Source organism: Parachryseolinea silvisoli, assembly GCF_021190955.1.
Taxonomy (GTDB): domain Bacteria; phylum Bacteroidota; class Bacteroidia; order Cytophagales; family Cyclobacteriaceae; genus Ohtaekwangia; species Ohtaekwangia silvisoli.
This window is the reverse complement of record NZ_JAIOAO010000004.1, coordinates 14,219-32,388: the sequence shown is the minus strand read 5'-3', so window position 1 is coordinate 32,388 and position 18,170 is coordinate 14,219. Positions and strand designations below refer to the sequence as shown.

Here is an 18,170-nt window from a genome sequence, read left to right as displayed (position 1 = left end):
GAACGACTATCTGCCCTGCATGAAAAGGTATATGCTTTTGCAAAAAGACCGGTGGGATGCCGTGTCCAATACCAACGATTCCCTGCGCCTGGAACTTACCGAGGCTATTAAATTCCTGGAATCCATTAAATCCGGCAATCTTCAGGCCACCTATGAAGGTGACCAACAGTCCGAGTTCGGGCTGGCCCTGACCTCGTTGCGCGACCGCATGGTCGAGCTCAACCAGGAGGAAGAACAGCGGAACTGGATCAACCGTGGCCTGGCCACGTTCTCGGACATCCTGCGTCAACAGCAGGACGATATCCATCAGTTGTTTGACCAGGTAGTCTCCAAGTTGGTAAACTATCTCGGCGTAAACCAGGGTGCCATCTTCGTCCTGAACGACGATGATCCCGACGATGCCCATCTGCAACTGATCAGTGCCTATGCGTACGAGAAAAAGAAACACGTGGAAATGCGCGTGAGCATCGGTGAAGGCCTGATCGGCCAATGCTTCCTGGAAAAAGATCTCGTGTACCTCAGCGACGTACCCCGCGGCTACATCCGCATTACTTCAGGGCTGGGCGAAGCTACTCCCCGTTGCGTGGTGATCGTTCCCCTCCTGCTGGACCGCGAGATTGTCGGGGTGCTGGAACTGGCATCCTTCCGCGCGGTAGAACCTTATAAGATCGAGTTCCTCAAGAAGATCGCCGAGAACATCGCGGCCCTTTACTCCAGTGCCCGCAACGCCCGCCGCACCCGCACCCTGTTACAGGACAGCCAGGCGGCAGGTGAGCAGCTCAAGTCGCAGGAAGAGGAAATGCGCCAGAACATGGAAGAGCTTGTCGCCACGCAGGAAGAGGTGTCGCGCCAGATGCAGCGCGCCCGCGACAACCAATTATATTATAACGAGATCATCGAAGGCATCGACGATTGTATTGTCACCGTCGACCCGGGCTTTCAGATCATGGTCGCCAACAAAGCCTTCCGCACGTTGTTCTCCCGCTATGGCGTACCGGTAGACCCGGGCAACAGCCTGCTGGCCATGGCGCCGGGCCGCGAAGAGCAATTTAAGCAGCCTTACCTGCGCGCCCTGGCCGGCGAGCATGTAGAAGAGCCGTTGCGCCACCACTTCGACCGCGACTTCCACGTAACGTATAACCCGCTACGCAATACCGTCGGCACCATCATCGGCGTAAGCCTGATCGCCCGCGACATTACTGACCAGCGTGCTCAGCTGAAGAAGACTGAAGCCATGCTGCTCGAGTCGCAGCAGCAAGCCGAAGAGCTCAAAGCGCAGGAAGAAGAAATGCGCCAGAATATGGAAGAGCTCAATGCGCAGCAGGATGAAATGGTACGTGCCATGAATGAAATGGATGCGCGTGAGCAATACTTCAACGAGCTCATCAACCACTCCGGCGACGCCATCTTCACCCTGAATCGTAAATATCGTATAGAGACCTACAACACCCGCTTTGCCGAACGCATGCAGCAGATGGACGTGAAGGTTAAGAAAGGATTTGACTTCTTCTCGATCTTAAAGCCGGAAGCGCATGCGGCGCATAAAGAACGGTATGACCGCGCATTTGCCGGTGAAGAGTTTGAGCATGCGGAAACGTCGATGGTCAATGGGCACGCGCTGCCGATTGTATCGCGTTATTCGCCGATGCGAGATTTGAAAGGAGAGATCGCCACGATTGCTTGTTTTACGCGGGAAGTCAAGTAGAACGAAGATATAGCTCAAAAAAGAAGCTACGTCCATATTGGACGCAGCTTCTCATACTGACAACATCATACCTTACATAATAAAACTACGACTTTACCAAAGTAAGGTGGTCGCCGGGCTGCAGTTTGGACATTCAGTATTCGCCCACGCGTTAGAAGCCACGTCGCCCTTCACATTGTGATTAATTACGCCGTCCATATTTAACTGCCAAAATGGAGGCTCTGTATAGAACGGCCCGTGCTGGGCGTTGACAATAGGAACGTACCAAGCCCCACTATAGCAGTCATTGGATGTATTGATGTTATAAAAATATTGCGGGAGTCCGGAACCAATCATTTGCGCCCATCCCGATACACTCACGGTTGTTCTCCGTTGCTCTCCAGCAGGTTTCCAGCTACCGCTCCCCTTCCACTCCAGCTTGATCCGCAAAACCAAATGGCTATAATACACAGGACCAGGGGCAACGCTGTACGTTTCATCATAGACCTCGTGAACATACTTTCTATTCCCGGCTGCATTACCCAGCGTCCCGCCACAGGGCTGGTACGTTTGTTGGCTAAATGGACGCTGGTTCTGCGCATTTAAACCATTCCATTGAATGGGTGCCGTGCCGGGCCGACCATTTGGGCTATTCGCAGCACCAATGGCGGTGGATGTAACCGCACCGTATTTTGTGCACTTCTCCGGATGGCGTTTTAGTTCACTCAAATGGGACTCCTGGTCTTTTGAAAAAGAGTACAATGTGCCTTCATTAAACCAAATAATATTATCTCCTACCTGAAATTCATAGTCCTTATTCAGCATAGTTTTAAGCATACTAGAATAATTTTCCAGGGACGGATCTTCTGTATTCAAAAGCGTTGTGTGATTTTTCTCGGTTGCCCATTGGGCCAGCTGTTCCACGGTGGACTTCTCTAAGAGCATTATATACGTTCGATCAAAATCTGCCATATCCTTGAAAACCAGTCGGTCTGTTGGAGCAGAATTTAAAACGACATTTTCTTTGTCACATGACAGTACAACAAGTAGCATGGCTACAAAAAATACAAAACTTGATTTCATGTTTGTTTTCTTTAATTATATGTAATAAAAATAACGAGTAAGGTATGATCTCAGGAGAAGGCTGGTATGGTATACCCAAATGATGTGCTGCTAATGGTACCATTGAATAGTGGCTAACGTTATTATACGATAATATTACAGTTTAAAAATGAAACTATCATGAACAGCATTAACTATTCTATCGAAAGAGACACAAATCCAGATTACTGCAAGTCGTCCGCCGGATTCCCGTTCGCTAAAGCTACATCCCGGCTCCCTCCATAAGGCAACGTCAGTTCCATCAAGCCCCCTGAAAAATCAGGTACAATTGCAGCCAACTTCCAATATATTCAATAGATATCCAATAGTTAATAAAATCATACCAAATAGATATTCAATAATTATATAACTATTCAATATCTCCCTAAGATCTTCAACTTTAAAAATATATTTCTATTTGATATATTCTAAGATGCCTACCTTTCCGTATATTCGACCTGGACACCGTTACTAATTTCGATGTTGTCTGAAACCCTCTCGTTACCGCTAAAACTAATCGATTATGCCCTTTCTTGAAGGACCATTCGCCTTTACTGGCAAGTTGGATATGCTCAGCGCCTACCGCATGCGCGGCGTTGACGGGATTGTCGTCCGCCGCAAAGGCGGCCCGAGTGGCGAAAAAGTAAAAACTGCCGCCAGCTTTGCAAATACGCGCCGCACCATGTCGGAATTCGGCGGCTGCTCACGTCACGGCAGTTACGTGCGCAAGGCGTTGATTCAGATCCGACACCTCTCGGACTATAATTTCGGCAGCGACATCAACAGCATTATGCGCCAGGTACAATTGCGCGATGGCACCAGCGAATGGGGCCGCCGCCGGATTACCCTCTCCGAACATACGCGCCTGCTCGAAGGTTTCTCCACCACGCTAAAAGCCCCAAGCTTCGATTCCATCGTGCGCGCACCTATATATTATACAATGGACCGCCAGAAGCGTTCGGCGCGCATCGATCTTCCGGAACTGCTGCGTGATATTAATTATTTCCCACAAAACAATCATGCCATGTTTCGCCTGACCGTCACATTGGGAATTGTACCCGATGTGACATACGACGTGCCGTCCAAAGAATACCTGCCGCCAACCTGGTATAGCCGGGCTTACAATTCGATAGACGCTTCGACGGATTGGAATCCTTCTCTGGAAGGTATGCCCGGTACTACGCTGGAGCTCACGATGGACGCGGCACTCCCGCCGGACGATGCATGGACATTGATGCTATCGATAGGAATCGAATATGGCGCGTTTCGCGAAAACGGAAAGATCAGAGAAATACCGCGGTTCGGCGCGGCGAAGATTATGGCCCTGCAGGGGAAGGATGGCGCATCCGGAGAAGCTCCGGAAGACGACGGAAGCGAAGCCGATGCAGCGCATGTGACCGATACGCCGGTTGTGACTGAAAGTATGTCACCTATAGCCCTGGAAAAAGCACCAGACGTCGCTCAACAGCCAGTGCTACACTATGTCTACACGACAAAGGAAACTGTGACGAAAAAACAGGAAACCAGGGTTTATAGCTATGTTGTTCCAGTGCCAGCGGAGAACGTAAACTGTTCTGACACGGCACGACATGCAGTTGCGCATGCAGCGCCAGGACTCACGCCAGTCGTAAACAACAACCTTTTCCGCTCTACATTACCGAATCACAATTTTCTTTACCAGAACAATAACATCTTTGTGGACCACCAAATTATACAGCCCCGCAGGGAGATGCTCCAGCGATATCGTGGCGGGGTCTTTCGTCAGGGTGATTGTCAGCGCATGAACAATATTCCCTTGAGCATTGACCACCGACACCGAAGCTGTACCGCGCAAAGTATTATTCACACGTATCTGAAACACACCCTTACTGGGATTGGGATAAACTTTCAGTGCCTGATCTGAACGCTCTTCCATTCCCGTAATAACGATTTGGCGAGACGCGTAGCCGGCGGAAACACATTCTGCTTCGCTTATGCTATAAACCTTATAGAGGCCTGACTCCGTCGCGGTGATAGTGGCCGCATGTGTTTGCAACGCAACGTCGTTTAGTGTCCATCGATAGGTATCGGCGTTGCTGGTGGCTGTTAAGGTCGTGCCCGATGCATCTTCAGTCAATGTTGGTGTAGCCGGTAAAGCATGTACCGTTATGTTCACTGCCGCCGATGGCGGACTGGGGCAGCCGTTGTCTACGGAAACATCATAGCCGCCGCTCTCGTTCACCTCAATTGCGCGCGTGGTGGCACCGTTGCTCCAGTGATATTCATTAAACCCTTCCGGGGCAGAGAGCGTAACGCTTCCGCCCGAGCAAAACGCAAGAGGTCCATTCGCGGTAATTACCGGCTGGGCAGGAGAACCAAATTGCAAGGTTATGGTCTGTGACACGGTGGTACCACATTCATTCGCCATCGTGCAGACCCAGGTACCGGCGTGGGCTGATGTGAAGGCCTGGAAGTGCAGTGTTGTGGATGTCTGTTTATCATCCGGTACGCCGTCGTGTTTCCAGCTGGCGGTTGTGGTATTGTTGCTGCCCAGGTCCACTGTAAAGGGGGCGTCAGCGCAGACGGAGTAGGTTGTTTGCTCGAGTGGTGTGTAGGCAGGCTTGCGGCAAATTGGTATCAGTGATGGAGCGTAGCCTACTCCATTGAAGCGACCTGCCGTGCGCATGACACCGTCGGTCGGATTATATTCAAAGATGCCATATTGCGTGGCGCCATAGAGCTTCTTGTTCTTGCCCTGGATCAGTGGCGTGGGAAAAACGCCCAGGTCATAGATTGACTGGCCTGCAATCGTAAAGCTATACTTCTTCGTAAAGGTTCCAGTTGCAAGGTCGAATTCAAACAGTATGCCGCCACCGGCAGGAAGGCCGGGACCGGGCTCAGGGATGCCACCACCGTGGGCGGTGCCATAGAGCTTGCCATTGCCAACCGAGATCAATGACTGCACCTGGTAGCTATAGGGGTAGCCGACGAAGTCATGAAGTTTGGTATAGGTGTTTGCTGTAGGGCTGTATTCATAGATCACACCGCTGTTGCCCGTCCCACCGTATGCCGTCGTTCCATAGAGCTTCCCGTTTACTTCGGCCAAAGAGCCGTCGTAGGAATAACCGTCCGACACCAGACAGCTGGCCTTAAAAAACACCTCAATGCCGTTGCCATTGGCGTCCATGCGCATAAAGGAGCCAGCGTACGGGTTGGGAATGGGACACTGCGAATTGGTGGATGTAGTCGCATACCAATAATTGCCAACCTTGTAGAACCCCTGGTTCAATTTATTTTGCAGGGTGCTATTCATGGCGTCGCCTGTATAGGTCGGAAGAATGAAAGGTCTGGTGAACTCGCCTGTGTTGATGTTATAGGAAAACACATAGGTTCCCTGACGCAAAAGTCCGTATAGCACGCCGGGCCGGATCTCTGTCAATACCGGCTTTCCTTCTGCCCGTGGAAGGGTCGGATTTGATGGAAGCCCCGTGAGGTTGGTACCGAAGGCGGCCAGCACACGAAACTGATCGGTGGCCGGGTCGTATTCGAATAGTGTGCCGCTGGAATATATACCTGCCGACGGCGAGCCACCCGAGGCGGCCATGCCGTAGAGCTTGTTGTTACTGGCCAGTGTCAACGCGCTGATGTTCTCGCCGTCGATGTCTGTTTTGAAATGATGTACGATTTGCAAATTGTCGCCGATGGAGTCGGACCGGAAAATAAACCCGTTGTTATAGTCTCCTCCGGACATGGACGAGCCCCAAAGCTCGCGTTGAGCGTATGAAGTAGTGCAAATAAGGAAAAACAGAAGGAAACACAGCAGACTTTGGCGCAGGGTGAGCGGTAACACAGGACGTATGGTGTTTAGTTGCGAAAACGGAGAGTCTTGCGGCTATATCGTTTTCGAGCGGCATATGTAACCTGTGCGTGTGTGTGCAATCCTGATTTTTGGGAAAGAAGATCCGGAATCCGGCTACATCCTTCGGGGGTTCGGATACTTTTGGACACATCGGGATGTGGAGCTTTGTCCTATGAAAACAACATTAACACAAATCAAACTCGGTAGCCAGGGGCTCGTCGTTCCGACTATCGGACTGGGCTGCATGGGCATGACCGGCTTTATGGACAATGATATGTATGGGCGGGCGGATGAGGCCGAAGCGATTGCCACCATTCATCGATCATTGGAGCTGGGCGGCAACTTTCTCGATACGGCCGATATGTACGGTCCGTTCCTGAACGAGCGTCTCGTCGGCAAAGCTATTAATGGTCAACGCGACCGCTATACCGTGGCCACTAAATTTGGTTGGGAGATCGACGACGAAGAAAAACTCACGTGGGTTATCAACGGTAAAAAAGATTATGTTCGGAAATCGGTCGAGCGCTCGCTCAGGAACCTGAATACGGACTACATCGATCTATACTACCTGCATCGTCTCGATAAGAACACCCCTATTGAGGAAACGGTAGAGGCTATGAGTGCCTTGGTGAAAGAGGGCAAGGTGAAATATATCGGCCTGTCGGAAGTATCTTCCTCCACGCTCCGTAAAGCACATGCAGTGCATCCTATCACGGCGGTTCAGAGCGAATACTCGCTGTTTGAGCGCAGCATTGAAGAAGCCGGCATTACCAGCGCGTTGCGTGACCTGGGCGTTGGCCTGGTGGCCTATTCACCACTCGGGAGAGGATTCCTTTCCGGGCAATTCCGGAAGCCCGACGATCTGCCGGAAAACGACTTCCGGCGCGGTATGCCCAAGTACCAGGGGGAGCAGTTTCAGAAGAACCTGGAGCTGCTGCAAGCGATCGAGCAGATGGCTGCCGACAAGGGTATCGCCAGTACACAACTCGCCATTGCCTGGACGATCGCAAAAGGATCGTTGCCCATTCCCGGCACCAAACGTGTGAAATACCTGGAGCAAAATATCGCCGCTGCCAGTGTCACATTGACAAGCGATGACCTGGCAAAACTTGAAAGTATCATTCCGTTGGGCACGGAGACGGGCAATCGCTATGATGACTTCGGTATGCAGTTAATTGATTAAATTTATCTCCGGAAAGCGGCACGCCTGGGCTGCTTTCTATCTTCCTCTCTATGAAAACACCACATTACGTAGACTCCATCTCGGTACTGCACAGCACGCTGGGGTTGAAGAAACCAAAACATCCGCTGGTGAGCGTGGTCAAGCTGGACGATGTCGTTTCAGCGCTTCACCGGCTGGAAGCGTTTGCATCGTATAGCTACTATTGCATTGCCCTGAAGATGAATTTCGAAGGCAAGATAAAATATGGTCAACAGTATTTAGACTTTAACGAAGGGGTGATGACCTTCACGGCGCCCAGGCAAGTTATTCAAATCGAGGCACTGAGCCCGGTACCTGTGTCGGGATATCTGTTGATGGCACATCCTGATTTTTTTCAATCCTATCCGCTGGCCACCAAGATCAAAGAGTACGGCTTTTTCTCGTATGCGGTACATGAAGCCTTGCATTTATCCGATACGGAAGAGACGATGATTGCCGACATGATGCAGAACATCGAGCGGGAGATCGCCGCCCCGATCGATTCCTTTAGTCAGGATGTAATTGTATCGCACATCGACTTGCTGTTAAACTATGCCAATCGTTTTTATAACCGCCAATTTATTACGCGCAAAACCGTCAACAACGATATACTGATCAAACTCGAAACGTTGTTAGAAGAGTACTTCAACAGTGACAAAATAGAACAGGCCGGACCGCCGTCGGTGCAGTATATTGCCGGCAAGCTCCACATTTCGCCCAATTACCTGAGCGATATGCTGCGCGCCCATACCGGACAAAACACCAAACAGCACATTCAAACCAGGTTGCTCGACAAAGCCAAAGAACTACTCACCACCACCTCGCTGCCGGTAGCAGAAATTGCCTATCGTCTCGGCTTTGAATTTCCGCAGTCGTTCAACAAGCTCTTCAAAAGCAAGACCAACGTCTCGCCGCGGGAATATCGGCAGTCCTATCAGTGACACTGACTATTTGCCCATAATCTTCTTACGATGGGAAAGTCCCCAAAAGTGTAGCTCCTCCATGACCTTCTCCAGCGACTGGCCGTGGGGGGTGATGGCATATTCCACGGTGGGCGGAAAAGTGTCGTATACCGCGCGGGTGATGAGGCTGTTCATCTCGAGGTTCTTGAGTTCTTTCGAAAGAATCTTATCGGATATACCCTCCACATCTTTCGAAATCGTTTTAAACCGTTTGGGACCGGTGGCGAGCGAAAACAAGATCAGCAGCTTCCACTTTCCTTCCAGGGCTTCCAGGGCATCCCGGATCGACATCATGTTCTTGGGGCATCCTCCGCGTGTCAGCATTTGTGTAGGGGTGTTATTGATCGATACTATCCTGTAGGTAAGCGCTTTCCCGCAGGATAGTGCTTACCAACGGAAAGCAAAGATACAATACCTTTGGCCATCATACGAACATCATGACAAATCAACCTAAACCTTCGAAAGCCTTGCACATCACCCTGTGGGTGGTGCAAATACTAGTAGCCATAACACTCCTGTGGGCCAGTGCGGTAAAATTGTTTCAACCCGTAGGCGAAGTTGCCGCCATGTGGCCGTGGGCGGGCGAGGTGCCCGTAGCCGTGCTAAAACTCACCGGCGTGGTTGATCTGCTGGGGGGGCTGGGGTTGATTCTGCCCGCATTACTGCGGATACAGCCCCGGCTTACAGCAATCGCAGCCGTGGGTATCGTCGTATTGATGTTCTGTGCCAGCGCCTTTCACATTTCTCGCGGCGAGGGATCGCAGATCGGGTTCAATGTACTATTTGCAGCTTTGTCGGCATTTGTCGCCTGGGGACGATGGCGTAAAGCGTCTATTGCGCCGAAGCATCCCTAAACAATGTGGTAACTTTATCGGCGACATTACATCGGCACCGAGATATAGTATTTTATACCTATATTTCGGTGCCCTCTCGATGTATTACAGTTCGCTGAACAGTATCGTATCATGAAACTCCTCATCTCCGGAGCCCTCCTGTTGCTCCTTAACACTTTCCTTGCTGCGCAAGACAAAATCCGGTATTACAAAGAAGACGGCACAAATGCGCTCGATGAAGCAAGCGCGGCCTACTACCGTACCGTGGAGAAAACGGCCGACGGTAAAGAGCTGCATCGCTATTACTGGTTGCCATCAAAGAACAAAAAAGAAGAGGGATACTATACGAACGATAAGAAGACCGGGGTATACAAATGGTATTATCGCTCGGGCGCGCCCAACGCCGAAGCACTTTACGGCGGTGAGAACACACGGTATATACAATTTTGGTCTTCAGAAGGTAAACCCTTGCTAACACAAGGCAACGGTTTTGTGCCTCAGGCTGCAACACCAGGCTGGAATGCTACGTTTCTGATCATCGAAGACTCATTGCTTACCTGCGGTGGCATCGTACGCCCTGAAAAGGGCGACACCCTTTATTCAGGGGGTAACATCCAGGCGGAATACCCCGGTGGCACCGCCGCATTTAATCGCGAGCTTGGGCAGGCACTGGTATACCCCGACGCAGCCAGGCGCCTGGGCATTACAGGCACCGTGACGCTGGAATTTGTTATCACCAAAACCGGTACGTTAGACGAGATTGTCGTCATCCAAGGCATCAGCGACAACTGCGACGCTGCCGCTGTAACTGCACTGAAGACCCTCCGCCCCTTCAAGCCTGCTACCTATAAAAACAAGCCCGTAAAAGTAAAAATGAGACTGCCGTTATACTTCAAGCTCGACGGCGAAGACGAGGACGACGACGAAAAGAAAGGCCGTAAACGCAAAAAGCGCAACGACGATTAACCTTTATGGCCGCAACACACTTCGAACCGCTTTGATGTCAATCCACTTCACATCGCCCTGGCTACTGAAAAAGAAATAATCTCCACCCGGCGCGAAATACGGGCAATACTCGCGCGTGCCGGTATTAAACGCCGGACCGAAGTGAACGGCCGGCTTCCACACGCCATCCTTGCCGCGCACAGCGCCATAGAGATCGGCACCGCCAAACGTATCACTGCGCTTAGACGATGCAAATACCAGCATATCTTCCTGTTGCGAAATGCCGGGATCGTATTCTGACTTCTCTGAGTTAATGGCGGGGCCGAGGTTCCGAGGCATGCCATAGTTCCCTTCGCTGTACGCGCTCACATAAATATCTTCCTGCCCCAGGCCACCGGCACGGGACGATGCAAAGTAAAGGTTGCTGTTGTGCGCCACGGAGATATAATATTCATTGCTGTCGGAGTTGACTGCCGTCAGGTTTTGAATCGGCGACCAGCCCTCCGCTTGCGGAGTTACAAACCAGATATCATAGTCTGCCAGTGTATCACGTGCATCTTTCGGGCGGTTGGAAATAAAGTATAGTTTACCATCCGGCCCAAAGGCCGGATCGGCCTGCGAGTAGCCGGCTTCGGTAAATGGCACCGGCACGGCCGTATGCCATATACTATCATACCGCGCGACGTAGAGGATCAATTGCCCCTTTATGGACCGCGTGAAGTAGTACGCTTTGCCGTCGGGCGAAAACGCTGCATTAAAGTCCAGCGAGTCGCCCGACACGACTCCCTTCAGGAAAGTAAGGGCCGTTGTATCGGGCAGCGGAAAGGGATATGGAATATGGTTATGTCCCTTTTCCTCGCGCGTGGTGCATGCAAACACGTTGAACAAGCATATGACTATTAAAAATCTGACAACATTCATGCTGCTCCTATTTATTTTACTCTCACCCACACATCTTTATCAAACGCCAGGAATTCTGTTACAGCGCCCTGTTCTTTTTTCGTAACCTTGATTGGAAAGTGGAAGTCTTTGGCAAAAAAGGCAGTCTCTGATTCGGCTTCGAACACAACTTCGCGTCCATCCCATTCTTGTTTCAGGATCAACTTCTCGTCTCGTGATGTTAATTGCAAATGCGCGTCAGGTCTGCCTACCATGGAGTATCTGCCCTCCAGCGATTTCCACTGGTGCGGATCGAGCTTGGCAATCTTCTTGGGTGCCGGTACTTCAAATCCTTTCCAGTGATAGGCGATTGCTACGCTGTTAAGCAGTTCGTGCAGAATCGCGCCGTTATCGGAGTTTACCATGATTGCTACGCCGTTGCCACCTTCGAAACTACCGGTGTAAAAACATCGAAAGCCGTCGTTAGAACCGCCGTGCTCAAAATACCGGGCATTGTCGCGATTGGTAATAAACACCCCTAACCCGGCGGCCTCGCGATAAGGCGTGAGTCTTTTCTCGGTATATGCCTGGGTCAATACTTTTGAAGATTTGCCCTGCAGGGCCAGCTGTGTTTCGATTATATACCGGGCCAGGTCGGTGGGTGTTGTCCATAACCCGGCGGCAGCTTGTTCCGGGTAGATGTGGAATTTTCCCGCTACCGGTGTGCCGTCGTGGTGATATGCTGTCGTTAGTTGCGCTTGTTTGGCCGCCGGGGGTGGCTGTGTATAGAAGCTGTTGATCATTCCCAGCGGTTTTAGCACCGACTGCTCCATAAAAACATCATACGGTTGGCCCGTGACGTCCATGGCGATCAACTGACTGATGGTGGTGCCCCCGCCGGAGTATATGGGCGCCTGATCGGGCTCTCGCATCGACCGCACAGCGTCCGAGTTAGCGGGCTTCTTTCCATTTAGGATTTCGATTATGGTTGGTAAGGAATCTCCCGGGGCGTAACCGCCAAAGCCGTGCACGGTGAGCCCCGCGGTGTGCGATAGCAAGTTGGTGATCGTTATCTTTTTGCCATGAGATGCGGAATCGTAGGGGAACTTCCAGGAAGTGAGATAGGTATTAATATCTGTATCCAACGCTACCTTGCCATCTTGCGCCAGCTTCAACAATCCCACGGCGTTTAATGACTTGCTGATGGACGCTGCCTGAAACACCGTTTCGGTGGTCACGGCCCGTTGCTCTGCGCTATCCGCCCATCCGTAGGCCTTGGCCCAATCGAGCTTGTAATCCCTGATCACGGCAATGCTCACGCCATGGATTTTATGAACGGCCAGGCGCTCCTCTATGGTCCAGGGCCCCTCGCCTTCTATCCGCACCGGGGCGAAAAGGTTCTTCTCTACATCACTGATGCGATCCTGTACGTTGTCTGATGCCGGCTTAGGCTGGCTGCACGATAAGACACAACAGGCGGCGACGGCTACGCTCGCAAAAATGTTACGATTCATGGGAAACGGGTTAAGGTGAATACCAATATACATCTATACTGTTACAAATACCAATGCCGTAAATACCTCGCGATAGAATAGCAAGAAACAGGTTTTGCCCGCGCTGTGCGTATGCCAGCTTTGTTATCAAAACAACATCTATGCACCACGTCAGCAGTCCTTCCATTTTATATTTTGGTACACCCGTCGTCGTGATCAGTACCCTCAACGAAGATGGCACCTCTAACCTGGCCCCGATCTCGTCGGTGTTCTGGCTCGGCTATCGTTGTATGATCGGGCTCTCGGCACAGTCCAAAACCACCGAAAATCTTTTGCGTGCACGCGAATGTGTGTTGAATCTTCCCTCCGTCGACCAGGCTGCCGGCGTGGACCGGTTGGCCCTGACGACCGGCTCCGATCCCGTTCCGCCGGGCAAAGCCAGCCGCGGGTACCAGCACGAGTCAGACAAGTGGCGTCGGTCGGGCTTTACACCGTTGCCGTCCAACCTAGTGGATACACCACGTATTTACGAATGTCCTGTACAGCTGGAAGCGTCGCTGGTGGCCATTCACCCAATCGGTGCGGATGCGGGTGCGGCCAACATTCGTATCCTGTCGTTCGAGCTGAAGATACTTCGCGTTCACCTGCACGAGTCGATCCTGGCCGACGATCGTCCGAATCACGTCGATCCGGACAAGTGGCGGCCGTTGATTATGAGTTTTCAGCAGTTTTATGGTTTGGGTGAGCGGGTACATTCCTCCGCGCTGGCGCAGGTTCCGGAGCATTTATACCGCACCGCCGACGCGGAGCTCGCCGCGCCCCGCTAGTACTTACCCGTAAATTTTTCATATCAGAAGAAATCCGCTTCCATGTAATATCTACCTGCAATAGAAGTGGCTCGCAGGGAACGTTTCTCCGGACCTTTGCGTAATTACGCACGAAGGAACCAGCATGAAAAACCCCTACTTTTCCCTGCTTGCCAAAGCCTGGAAATATGCCCGTCAGGAACGAGGACGCTTTGCACTGATCTACACGCTCTTCGTTCTCGCCAACATTACGATCGCCATGAACCCACTCTTTTACGGTTGGTTCATCGACTCGTTGCAACAACAAGGCGCTGACATCCTGAAGCAAGGTTGGATTTACGCCCTGGGCTTTCTCGGGCTGCGGTTACTGGAGTGGGCCTTCCACGGGCCTGCGCGCGTCATGGAACGCAAGCTGGCCTTCAACCTGAGCAGTAACTTCATTGATGAGCTTTACCACAAGGTACTGCATCTGCCGGTGAAATGGCACCAGGACAATCACAGTGGCTCCACCATCAGCCGGCTGCGCAAAGCCCACGAAGGACTTCGCGACTTCTTCCAACATGGCTTTATCTATTTCTACTCCTTCGGAAAGTTCTTCTTTTCGTTCGCGGCAATGTTGTACTTCTCGCCGCTGTTTGGCGCCATCGGGGTGCTGATCGGCGTGCTGACGATTTTTATCATCGTGAAATTCGACAAACCTTACCTGCAAACGCTGCGCGAAACCAACAGCCGCGAGCACGAGGTATCGTCCACACTTTTCGACAGTCTCTCCAACATCGTCACGGTGATTACGCTGCGCCTGGAGAAGAGTATGCAGCACAGCTTTATGCAAAAGGTGGCGGCTGTGTTCCCGCCATTCCGACGTAATGTGATCATCAACGAGTGGAAGTGGTTTGTGGCGCAGATGATGGTCGGCCTGATCTATGCCACCATCACCGTCGGTTACCTATACCAGCATTGGCACACCGGCCAGCCGTTCCTCATCGGTGGGCTGGTGGTTTTGCTGGGGTATGTAAACCAGTTTACCAGCGTCTTTAACGACATCGCAGCACAATACACGCAGATCATTAAATACCACAGCGACGTACAGAACGTAGCCGACATCGAGCGCGCGTGGGACGAGAAACATACGCCGGAAGAAAGTACGCTGCCTGCGCAGTGGAACGAGATCAACATTCAGCAGCTGAGCTTCACCCGCGCCAACGACCAGACACTCGGTCGCGCCACGGGCCTGAACAACGTACACCTGCGCATACAGCGTGGCAAGCGCATCGCCCTGATCGGGGAAAGCGGCAGCGGCAAGAGCACCTTGCTGGCCACCTTGCGTGGCCTGTATACACCGGCACCCGGCGTGCAGACGGTAATCGATCAAACCCAGCCGGTACCGTTCACCAGCCTCGGTGGTACGGTGACGTTGTTCCCGCAAGATCCCGAGATCTTTGAAAACACCATTCGTTACAATATCACGCTCGGATTACCCTTTAGCGAGGAAGAGGTGATGGCCGCCTGCGAGGCCGCCCAGTTTGCGGGCGTCGTGCGCACCCTGCCGCACGGGTTGGAGACCAACATCCAGGAAAAAGGCGTGAACCTGTCCGGTGGACAAAAGCAACGGCTGGCATTGGCACGCGGTATCCTCGCGGCCCGCTCGAGCAGCATCATCCTGATGGACGAGCCCACCAGCAGTGTAGACCCGCGCACGGAGAAACGCATCTATAGCGCCCTGTTCGATACCATGCAGGACAAGGCTGTTATCTCTTCGCTGCACCGCCTGCACTTGCTCACCGAGTTCGATTATATCTATATTTTACGGGACGGCGCCGTGATTGAAGAGGGCACCTTTGAAGAATTGAAACGCAGCAGCCTGGTGTTCAATGAGCTCTGGGCGCATCAGGCTACGACCGCCGAACTGCAGTCTCCAGCTGTCGATGAAATCTCGGCTGCTGGGTAGCGCTTACAAGTACGGCAGCTTTTAGCATAGAAAAAAAGAAGGCAACGCTGCCTTCTTTTTTTCTCTCTCCAGTGTTAGTTATTCTATTCGTCTTTCAGCGACTTGGCCGGGTTGGTCAACGCGGCCTTGATAGACTCGTAGCTTACAGTGATCCAGGCAATGAACAGCGCTACGACGAAGGCGAACGCAAAGATGGTCCAGTCCAGCGTGATGTGGAAGGCAAAACCTTCCAGCCAGCGGCTCATGGCATACCAGCCGATGGGCGCTGCCACCAGCATGGCGATCAGCACGGGCTTGGTGAAGGTCGACAGCAGCAAGTAGACGAGGTGCCCAAGCGAAGCGCCCAGTACCTTCCGCACGCCCAGCTCTTTTGTACGCCGCTCTGCCAGGAAGGCTGAGAGGCCGTACAAGCCCAGGCATGAGATAAAGATGGCCAGCACGGCAAAGATGTTGAACAGGCCTCCCAGACGTTGCTCGGCCCGGTACATGTTGTCGAGGTCCTGATCGATAAATTTATAGGAGAACGGATACTCCGGGTTCAACGTTTGGCAGATCCGCCCCAGCGCTTTGATGGTGTTCTCGGTTTCACCGGGAGCCGTACGCACAACCGCCGCGCCACCCCAGGTATTCAACCGGAGAATGAGCGGCTCGATGGGTTGCTGTATGGGCTTGAAGTTAAAGTCCTTTACCACGCCGATAATCATTCCTTTGTTGCCCCACAATGTGAGGGGCTTGCCTACGGCCGTTTCGACATTCATGCCCATCGTGCGGAGTGCAGACTCGTTTACCAGGTAATTGGACGTGTCGGCTTTAGAGTCTTTGGCGAATCCACGTCCGTCGAGCAAGGTGACCTTAAACACATCGAGAAAGTTTTCGTCGATGGCCATATTGCAAAAGAGCGGCTGCGAGCTTTTGTCTTTCCCCTCCCACTCGACCGACACCGTACCGTTTACAACGTTCGTGGGAAGGTCTTGCACCACGGTGAAGTGCTGTGTCAGCGGTTCCTGCTCCAGGGACGTGCGTAGCGTTTGGTATTTTTGCCACAGGTCGCCCGTCATGGGCACATAGACCAGGTTCTCTTTGTCATAGCCCAGACTGCGGCTTTGAATAAACTTCAACTGTTTATATACTGCCGCGGTACCGACTAACAGAATGATCGATACAGAAAACTGCAGCACCACCATGGTGTTCCGGAAAAAGCTCCCCGAAGCACCTGCCTTTAAATTTCCTTTTAATACAGTCGCCGGCATGAATGACGACAAGAAGAGCGCAGGATAGCTACCGGCCAACAGGCCCGTCAGGAACGTAATACCCAATAAGCCCACGACCAGCTTGGCGTTCAGCAAGTCGATTGAGAGTTGTTTTCCCGCCAGGGTATTAAAACCGGGCAGCGCCGCAAATACGATGAGCACCGCCACGATCAACGCAATGACCGAGATAAGCGACGACTCCGCCAGGAACTGACGGACAAGCTGCGCACGTACGGCACCCGCCACTTTACGCAGTCCTACCTCTTTCGCCCGACGTGCCGAACGCGCCGTGGCCAGGTTCATGAAGTTGATGCACGCCACCACCAGGATGAAGATGGCCACCACGATAAAGATATATACATACTGAATGTTGCCATGGCCGGGCAGATCGGCCAGGAAGTTTGAATGCAGGTGAATGTCGGTGACAGGCTGTACGTGAAAGTCCACCTTCAGCTCCTTTTCATGGGCCCGATAGACCGCGGTGATTTGTTCACCCAGTTTAGCCAGCCCTTCGGGTGATGCGTCGGCCTTTTCGTCCAGCTTGATATAGTCGTAAAAATTGAAGTTGTCCCAGACACGTTGTTTCAGGTCGCGGTCTGTCCGGGCCAGGAACGACATGGGAATCACAAAATCGAATTGCAGGTGTGAGTTCGGGGGAATGTCTGCCAACACACCGGCTACTGCAAAGTCATTCTTACGATCGCTGCGAATGGTCTTGCCCAGCGGGTCTTCGTTGCCGAAGTATTTCTTCGCCATGGACTCGGTGATCAAAATGGTCTCGGGGTTCTTGAACGCTTCCGCCGGGTCGCCCGCCACGAGCTTAAAAGAAAACATTTTGAGGAAGGTCGAGTCAGCATAGAAGATGCGCTCTTCTTCAAACATCCGGTCTCCTACTTCCATCAGCAGCGAACGCATGCCGTTCAACCGCACCGTCTGCCGGATGGCCGGCACCTGGGCCTGGAGCGCTTCGGGCAACGGCGCCGGCGCTACCGCCGCATGGATGTTCATTTCCGAGAGACTGGCCGTTACGCGGTATAGCTGCTCTGCGTCCCGGTGAAACCGGTCATAGCTCAGCTCATCCCGAACCCACAGCAGGATAAGAATGCTGCAGGCCATGCCGATCGAAAGACCGGCGATGTTAATCAGCGAGAAGCCCTTGTGGCGACGAAGGCTTCGGAAGGCAATTTTCAAATAATTATACAGCATAGGGAATGGTGTTGTTGTTTGACG

13 protein-coding genes are annotated in these 18,170 nt (G+C 52.3%); 7 read left to right on the top strand and 6 right to left on the bottom strand.

All coding sequences use genetic code 11. The annotated features are described in order from the left end of the window. Window positions 1-19 precede the first annotated feature (19 nt). The gene (locus K7P01_RS23140; protein ID WP_267296960.1) at window positions 20-1,705 is read left to right on the top strand and encodes a PAS domain-containing protein; all 1,686 of its coding nucleotides are present in this window, start codon (window positions 20-22) and stop codon (window positions 1,703-1,705) included. A gap of 93 nt (window positions 1,706-1,798) precedes the next feature. Here the strand turns inward: K7P01_RS23140 and K7P01_RS23135 are convergent, their stop codons facing one another. Beyond that, window positions 1,799-2,767, bottom strand: coding sequence for a hypothetical protein (locus K7P01_RS23135; RefSeq protein ID WP_267296959.1), 969 nt, complete (start codon window positions 2,765-2,767; stop codon window positions 1,799-1,801). A 1,672-nt stretch (window positions 2,768-4,439) separates the two neighbouring features. Continuing rightward, window positions 4,440-6,614 carry a choice-of-anchor tandem repeat GloVer-containing protein gene (locus K7P01_RS23130; protein ID WP_267296958.1) on the bottom strand — a complete coding sequence of 725 codons (2,175 nt, stop codon included), beginning with the start codon at window positions 6,612-6,614 and terminating at the stop codon, window positions 4,440-4,442. A gap of 181 nt (window positions 6,615-6,795) precedes the next feature. Between K7P01_RS23130 and K7P01_RS23125 the strand changes: the two genes are divergently transcribed. Together K7P01_RS23125 and K7P01_RS23120 are read left to right on the top strand one after the other, a co-directional pair. Continuing rightward, the gene (locus K7P01_RS23125; protein WP_267296957.1) at window positions 6,796-7,806 is read left to right on the top strand and encodes an aldo/keto reductase; all 1,011 of its coding nucleotides are present in this window, start codon (window positions 6,796-6,798) and stop codon (window positions 7,804-7,806) included. Between the two features lie 50 nt (window positions 7,807-7,856). Then, window positions 7,857-8,765: a helix-turn-helix domain-containing protein gene (locus K7P01_RS23120; RefSeq protein WP_267296956.1), complete on the top strand. Its 909-nt coding sequence runs from the start codon at window positions 7,857-7,859 to the stop codon at window positions 8,763-8,765. A gap of 6 nt (window positions 8,766-8,771) precedes the next feature. Here the strand turns inward: K7P01_RS23120 and K7P01_RS23115 are convergent, their stop codons facing one another. Continuing rightward, window positions 8,772-9,110 (bottom strand): winged helix-turn-helix transcriptional regulator, encoded by a 339-nt coding sequence (locus tag K7P01_RS23115; RefSeq protein ID WP_267296955.1) that lies wholly within the window; start codon window positions 9,108-9,110, stop codon window positions 8,772-8,774. 113 nt (window positions 9,111-9,223) lie between these two features. Here K7P01_RS23115 and K7P01_RS23110 point away from each other — a divergent pair, with 113 nt between their 5' ends. After that, window positions 9,224-9,640 carry a DoxX family protein gene (locus K7P01_RS23110; protein WP_267296954.1) on the top strand — a complete coding sequence of 139 codons (417 nt, stop codon included), beginning with the start codon at window positions 9,224-9,226 and terminating at the stop codon, window positions 9,638-9,640. A gap of 111 nt (window positions 9,641-9,751) precedes the next feature. Next, the gene (locus K7P01_RS23105; protein ID WP_267296953.1) at window positions 9,752-10,585 is read left to right on the top strand and encodes an energy transducer TonB; all 834 of its coding nucleotides are present in this window, start codon (window positions 9,752-9,754) and stop codon (window positions 10,583-10,585) included. A 3-nt stretch (window positions 10,586-10,588) separates the two neighbouring features. Here K7P01_RS23105 and K7P01_RS23100 read toward each other — a convergent pair whose 3' ends face one another. Together K7P01_RS23100 and K7P01_RS23095 are read right to left on the bottom strand one after the other, a co-directional pair. Next, entirely contained in the window at window positions 10,589-11,485 is an 897-nt protein-coding gene (locus K7P01_RS23100; protein WP_267296952.1) for a TolB family protein, read from the bottom strand. Between the two features lie 11 nt (window positions 11,486-11,496). Further along, complete coding sequence (locus K7P01_RS23095; RefSeq protein WP_267296951.1) at window positions 11,497-12,957, bottom strand: serine hydrolase domain-containing protein; 1,461 nt, start codon at window positions 12,955-12,957, stop codon at window positions 11,497-11,499. Between the two features lie 140 nt (window positions 12,958-13,097). On the opposite strand from K7P01_RS23095, the gene K7P01_RS23090 reads away from it, so the two are divergent. Further along, complete coding sequence (locus K7P01_RS23090; RefSeq protein ID WP_267296950.1) at window positions 13,098-13,763, top strand: flavin reductase family protein; 666 nt, start codon at window positions 13,098-13,100, stop codon at window positions 13,761-13,763. 124 nt (window positions 13,764-13,887) lie between these two features. Then, on the top strand, window positions 13,888-15,690 hold the full coding sequence (locus K7P01_RS23085; protein ID WP_267296949.1) for an ABC transporter ATP-binding protein: 1,803 nt from the start codon (window positions 13,888-13,890) through the stop codon (window positions 15,688-15,690). A gap of 83 nt (window positions 15,691-15,773) precedes the next feature. On the opposite strand, the gene K7P01_RS23080 is transcribed toward K7P01_RS23085, so the two are convergent. Then, window positions 15,774-18,146: an ABC transporter permease gene (locus K7P01_RS23080; RefSeq protein WP_267296948.1), complete on the bottom strand. Its 2,373-nt coding sequence runs from the start codon at window positions 18,144-18,146 to the stop codon at window positions 15,774-15,776. Between the last annotated feature and the right edge of the window lie 24 nt (window positions 18,147-18,170).

Bases quoted from the DNA above. Each gene is read 5' to 3' on its own strand.
- K7P01_RS23140 (WP_267296960.1), top strand. From the start codon at position 20: ATGAAAAGGTATATGCTTTTGCAAAAAGACCGGTGGGATGCCGTGTCC.
- K7P01_RS23135 (WP_267296959.1), bottom strand. From the start codon at position 2,767: ATGAAATCAAGTTTTGTATTTTTTGTAGCCATGCTACTTGTTGTACTG.
- K7P01_RS23125 (WP_267296957.1), top strand. From the start codon at position 6,796: ATGAAAACAACATTAACACAAATCAAACTCGGTAGCCAGGGGCTCGTC.
- K7P01_RS23120 (WP_267296956.1), top strand. From the start codon at position 7,857: ATGAAAACACCACATTACGTAGACTCCATCTCGGTACTGCACAGCACG.
- K7P01_RS23115 (WP_267296955.1), bottom strand. From the start codon at position 9,110: ATGCTGACACGCGGAGGATGCCCCAAGAACATGATGTCGATCCGGGAT.
- K7P01_RS23110 (WP_267296954.1), top strand. From the start codon at position 9,224: ATGACAAATCAACCTAAACCTTCGAAAGCCTTGCACATCACCCTGTGG.
- K7P01_RS23105 (WP_267296953.1), top strand. From the start codon at position 9,752: ATGAAACTCCTCATCTCCGGAGCCCTCCTGTTGCTCCTTAACACTTTC.
- K7P01_RS23100 (WP_267296952.1), bottom strand. From the start codon at position 11,485: ATGAATGTTGTCAGATTTTTAATAGTCATATGCTTGTTCAACGTGTTT.
- K7P01_RS23095 (WP_267296951.1), bottom strand. From the start codon at position 12,957: ATGAATCGTAACATTTTTGCGAGCGTAGCCGTCGCCGCCTGTTGTGTC.
- K7P01_RS23090 (WP_267296950.1), top strand. From the start codon at position 13,098: ATGCACCACGTCAGCAGTCCTTCCATTTTATATTTTGGTACACCCGTC.
- K7P01_RS23085 (WP_267296949.1), top strand. From the start codon at position 13,888: ATGAAAAACCCCTACTTTTCCCTGCTTGCCAAAGCCTGGAAATATGCC.
- K7P01_RS23080 (WP_267296948.1), bottom strand. From the start codon at position 18,146: ATGCTGTATAATTATTTGAAAATTGCCTTCCGAAGCCTTCGTCGCCAC.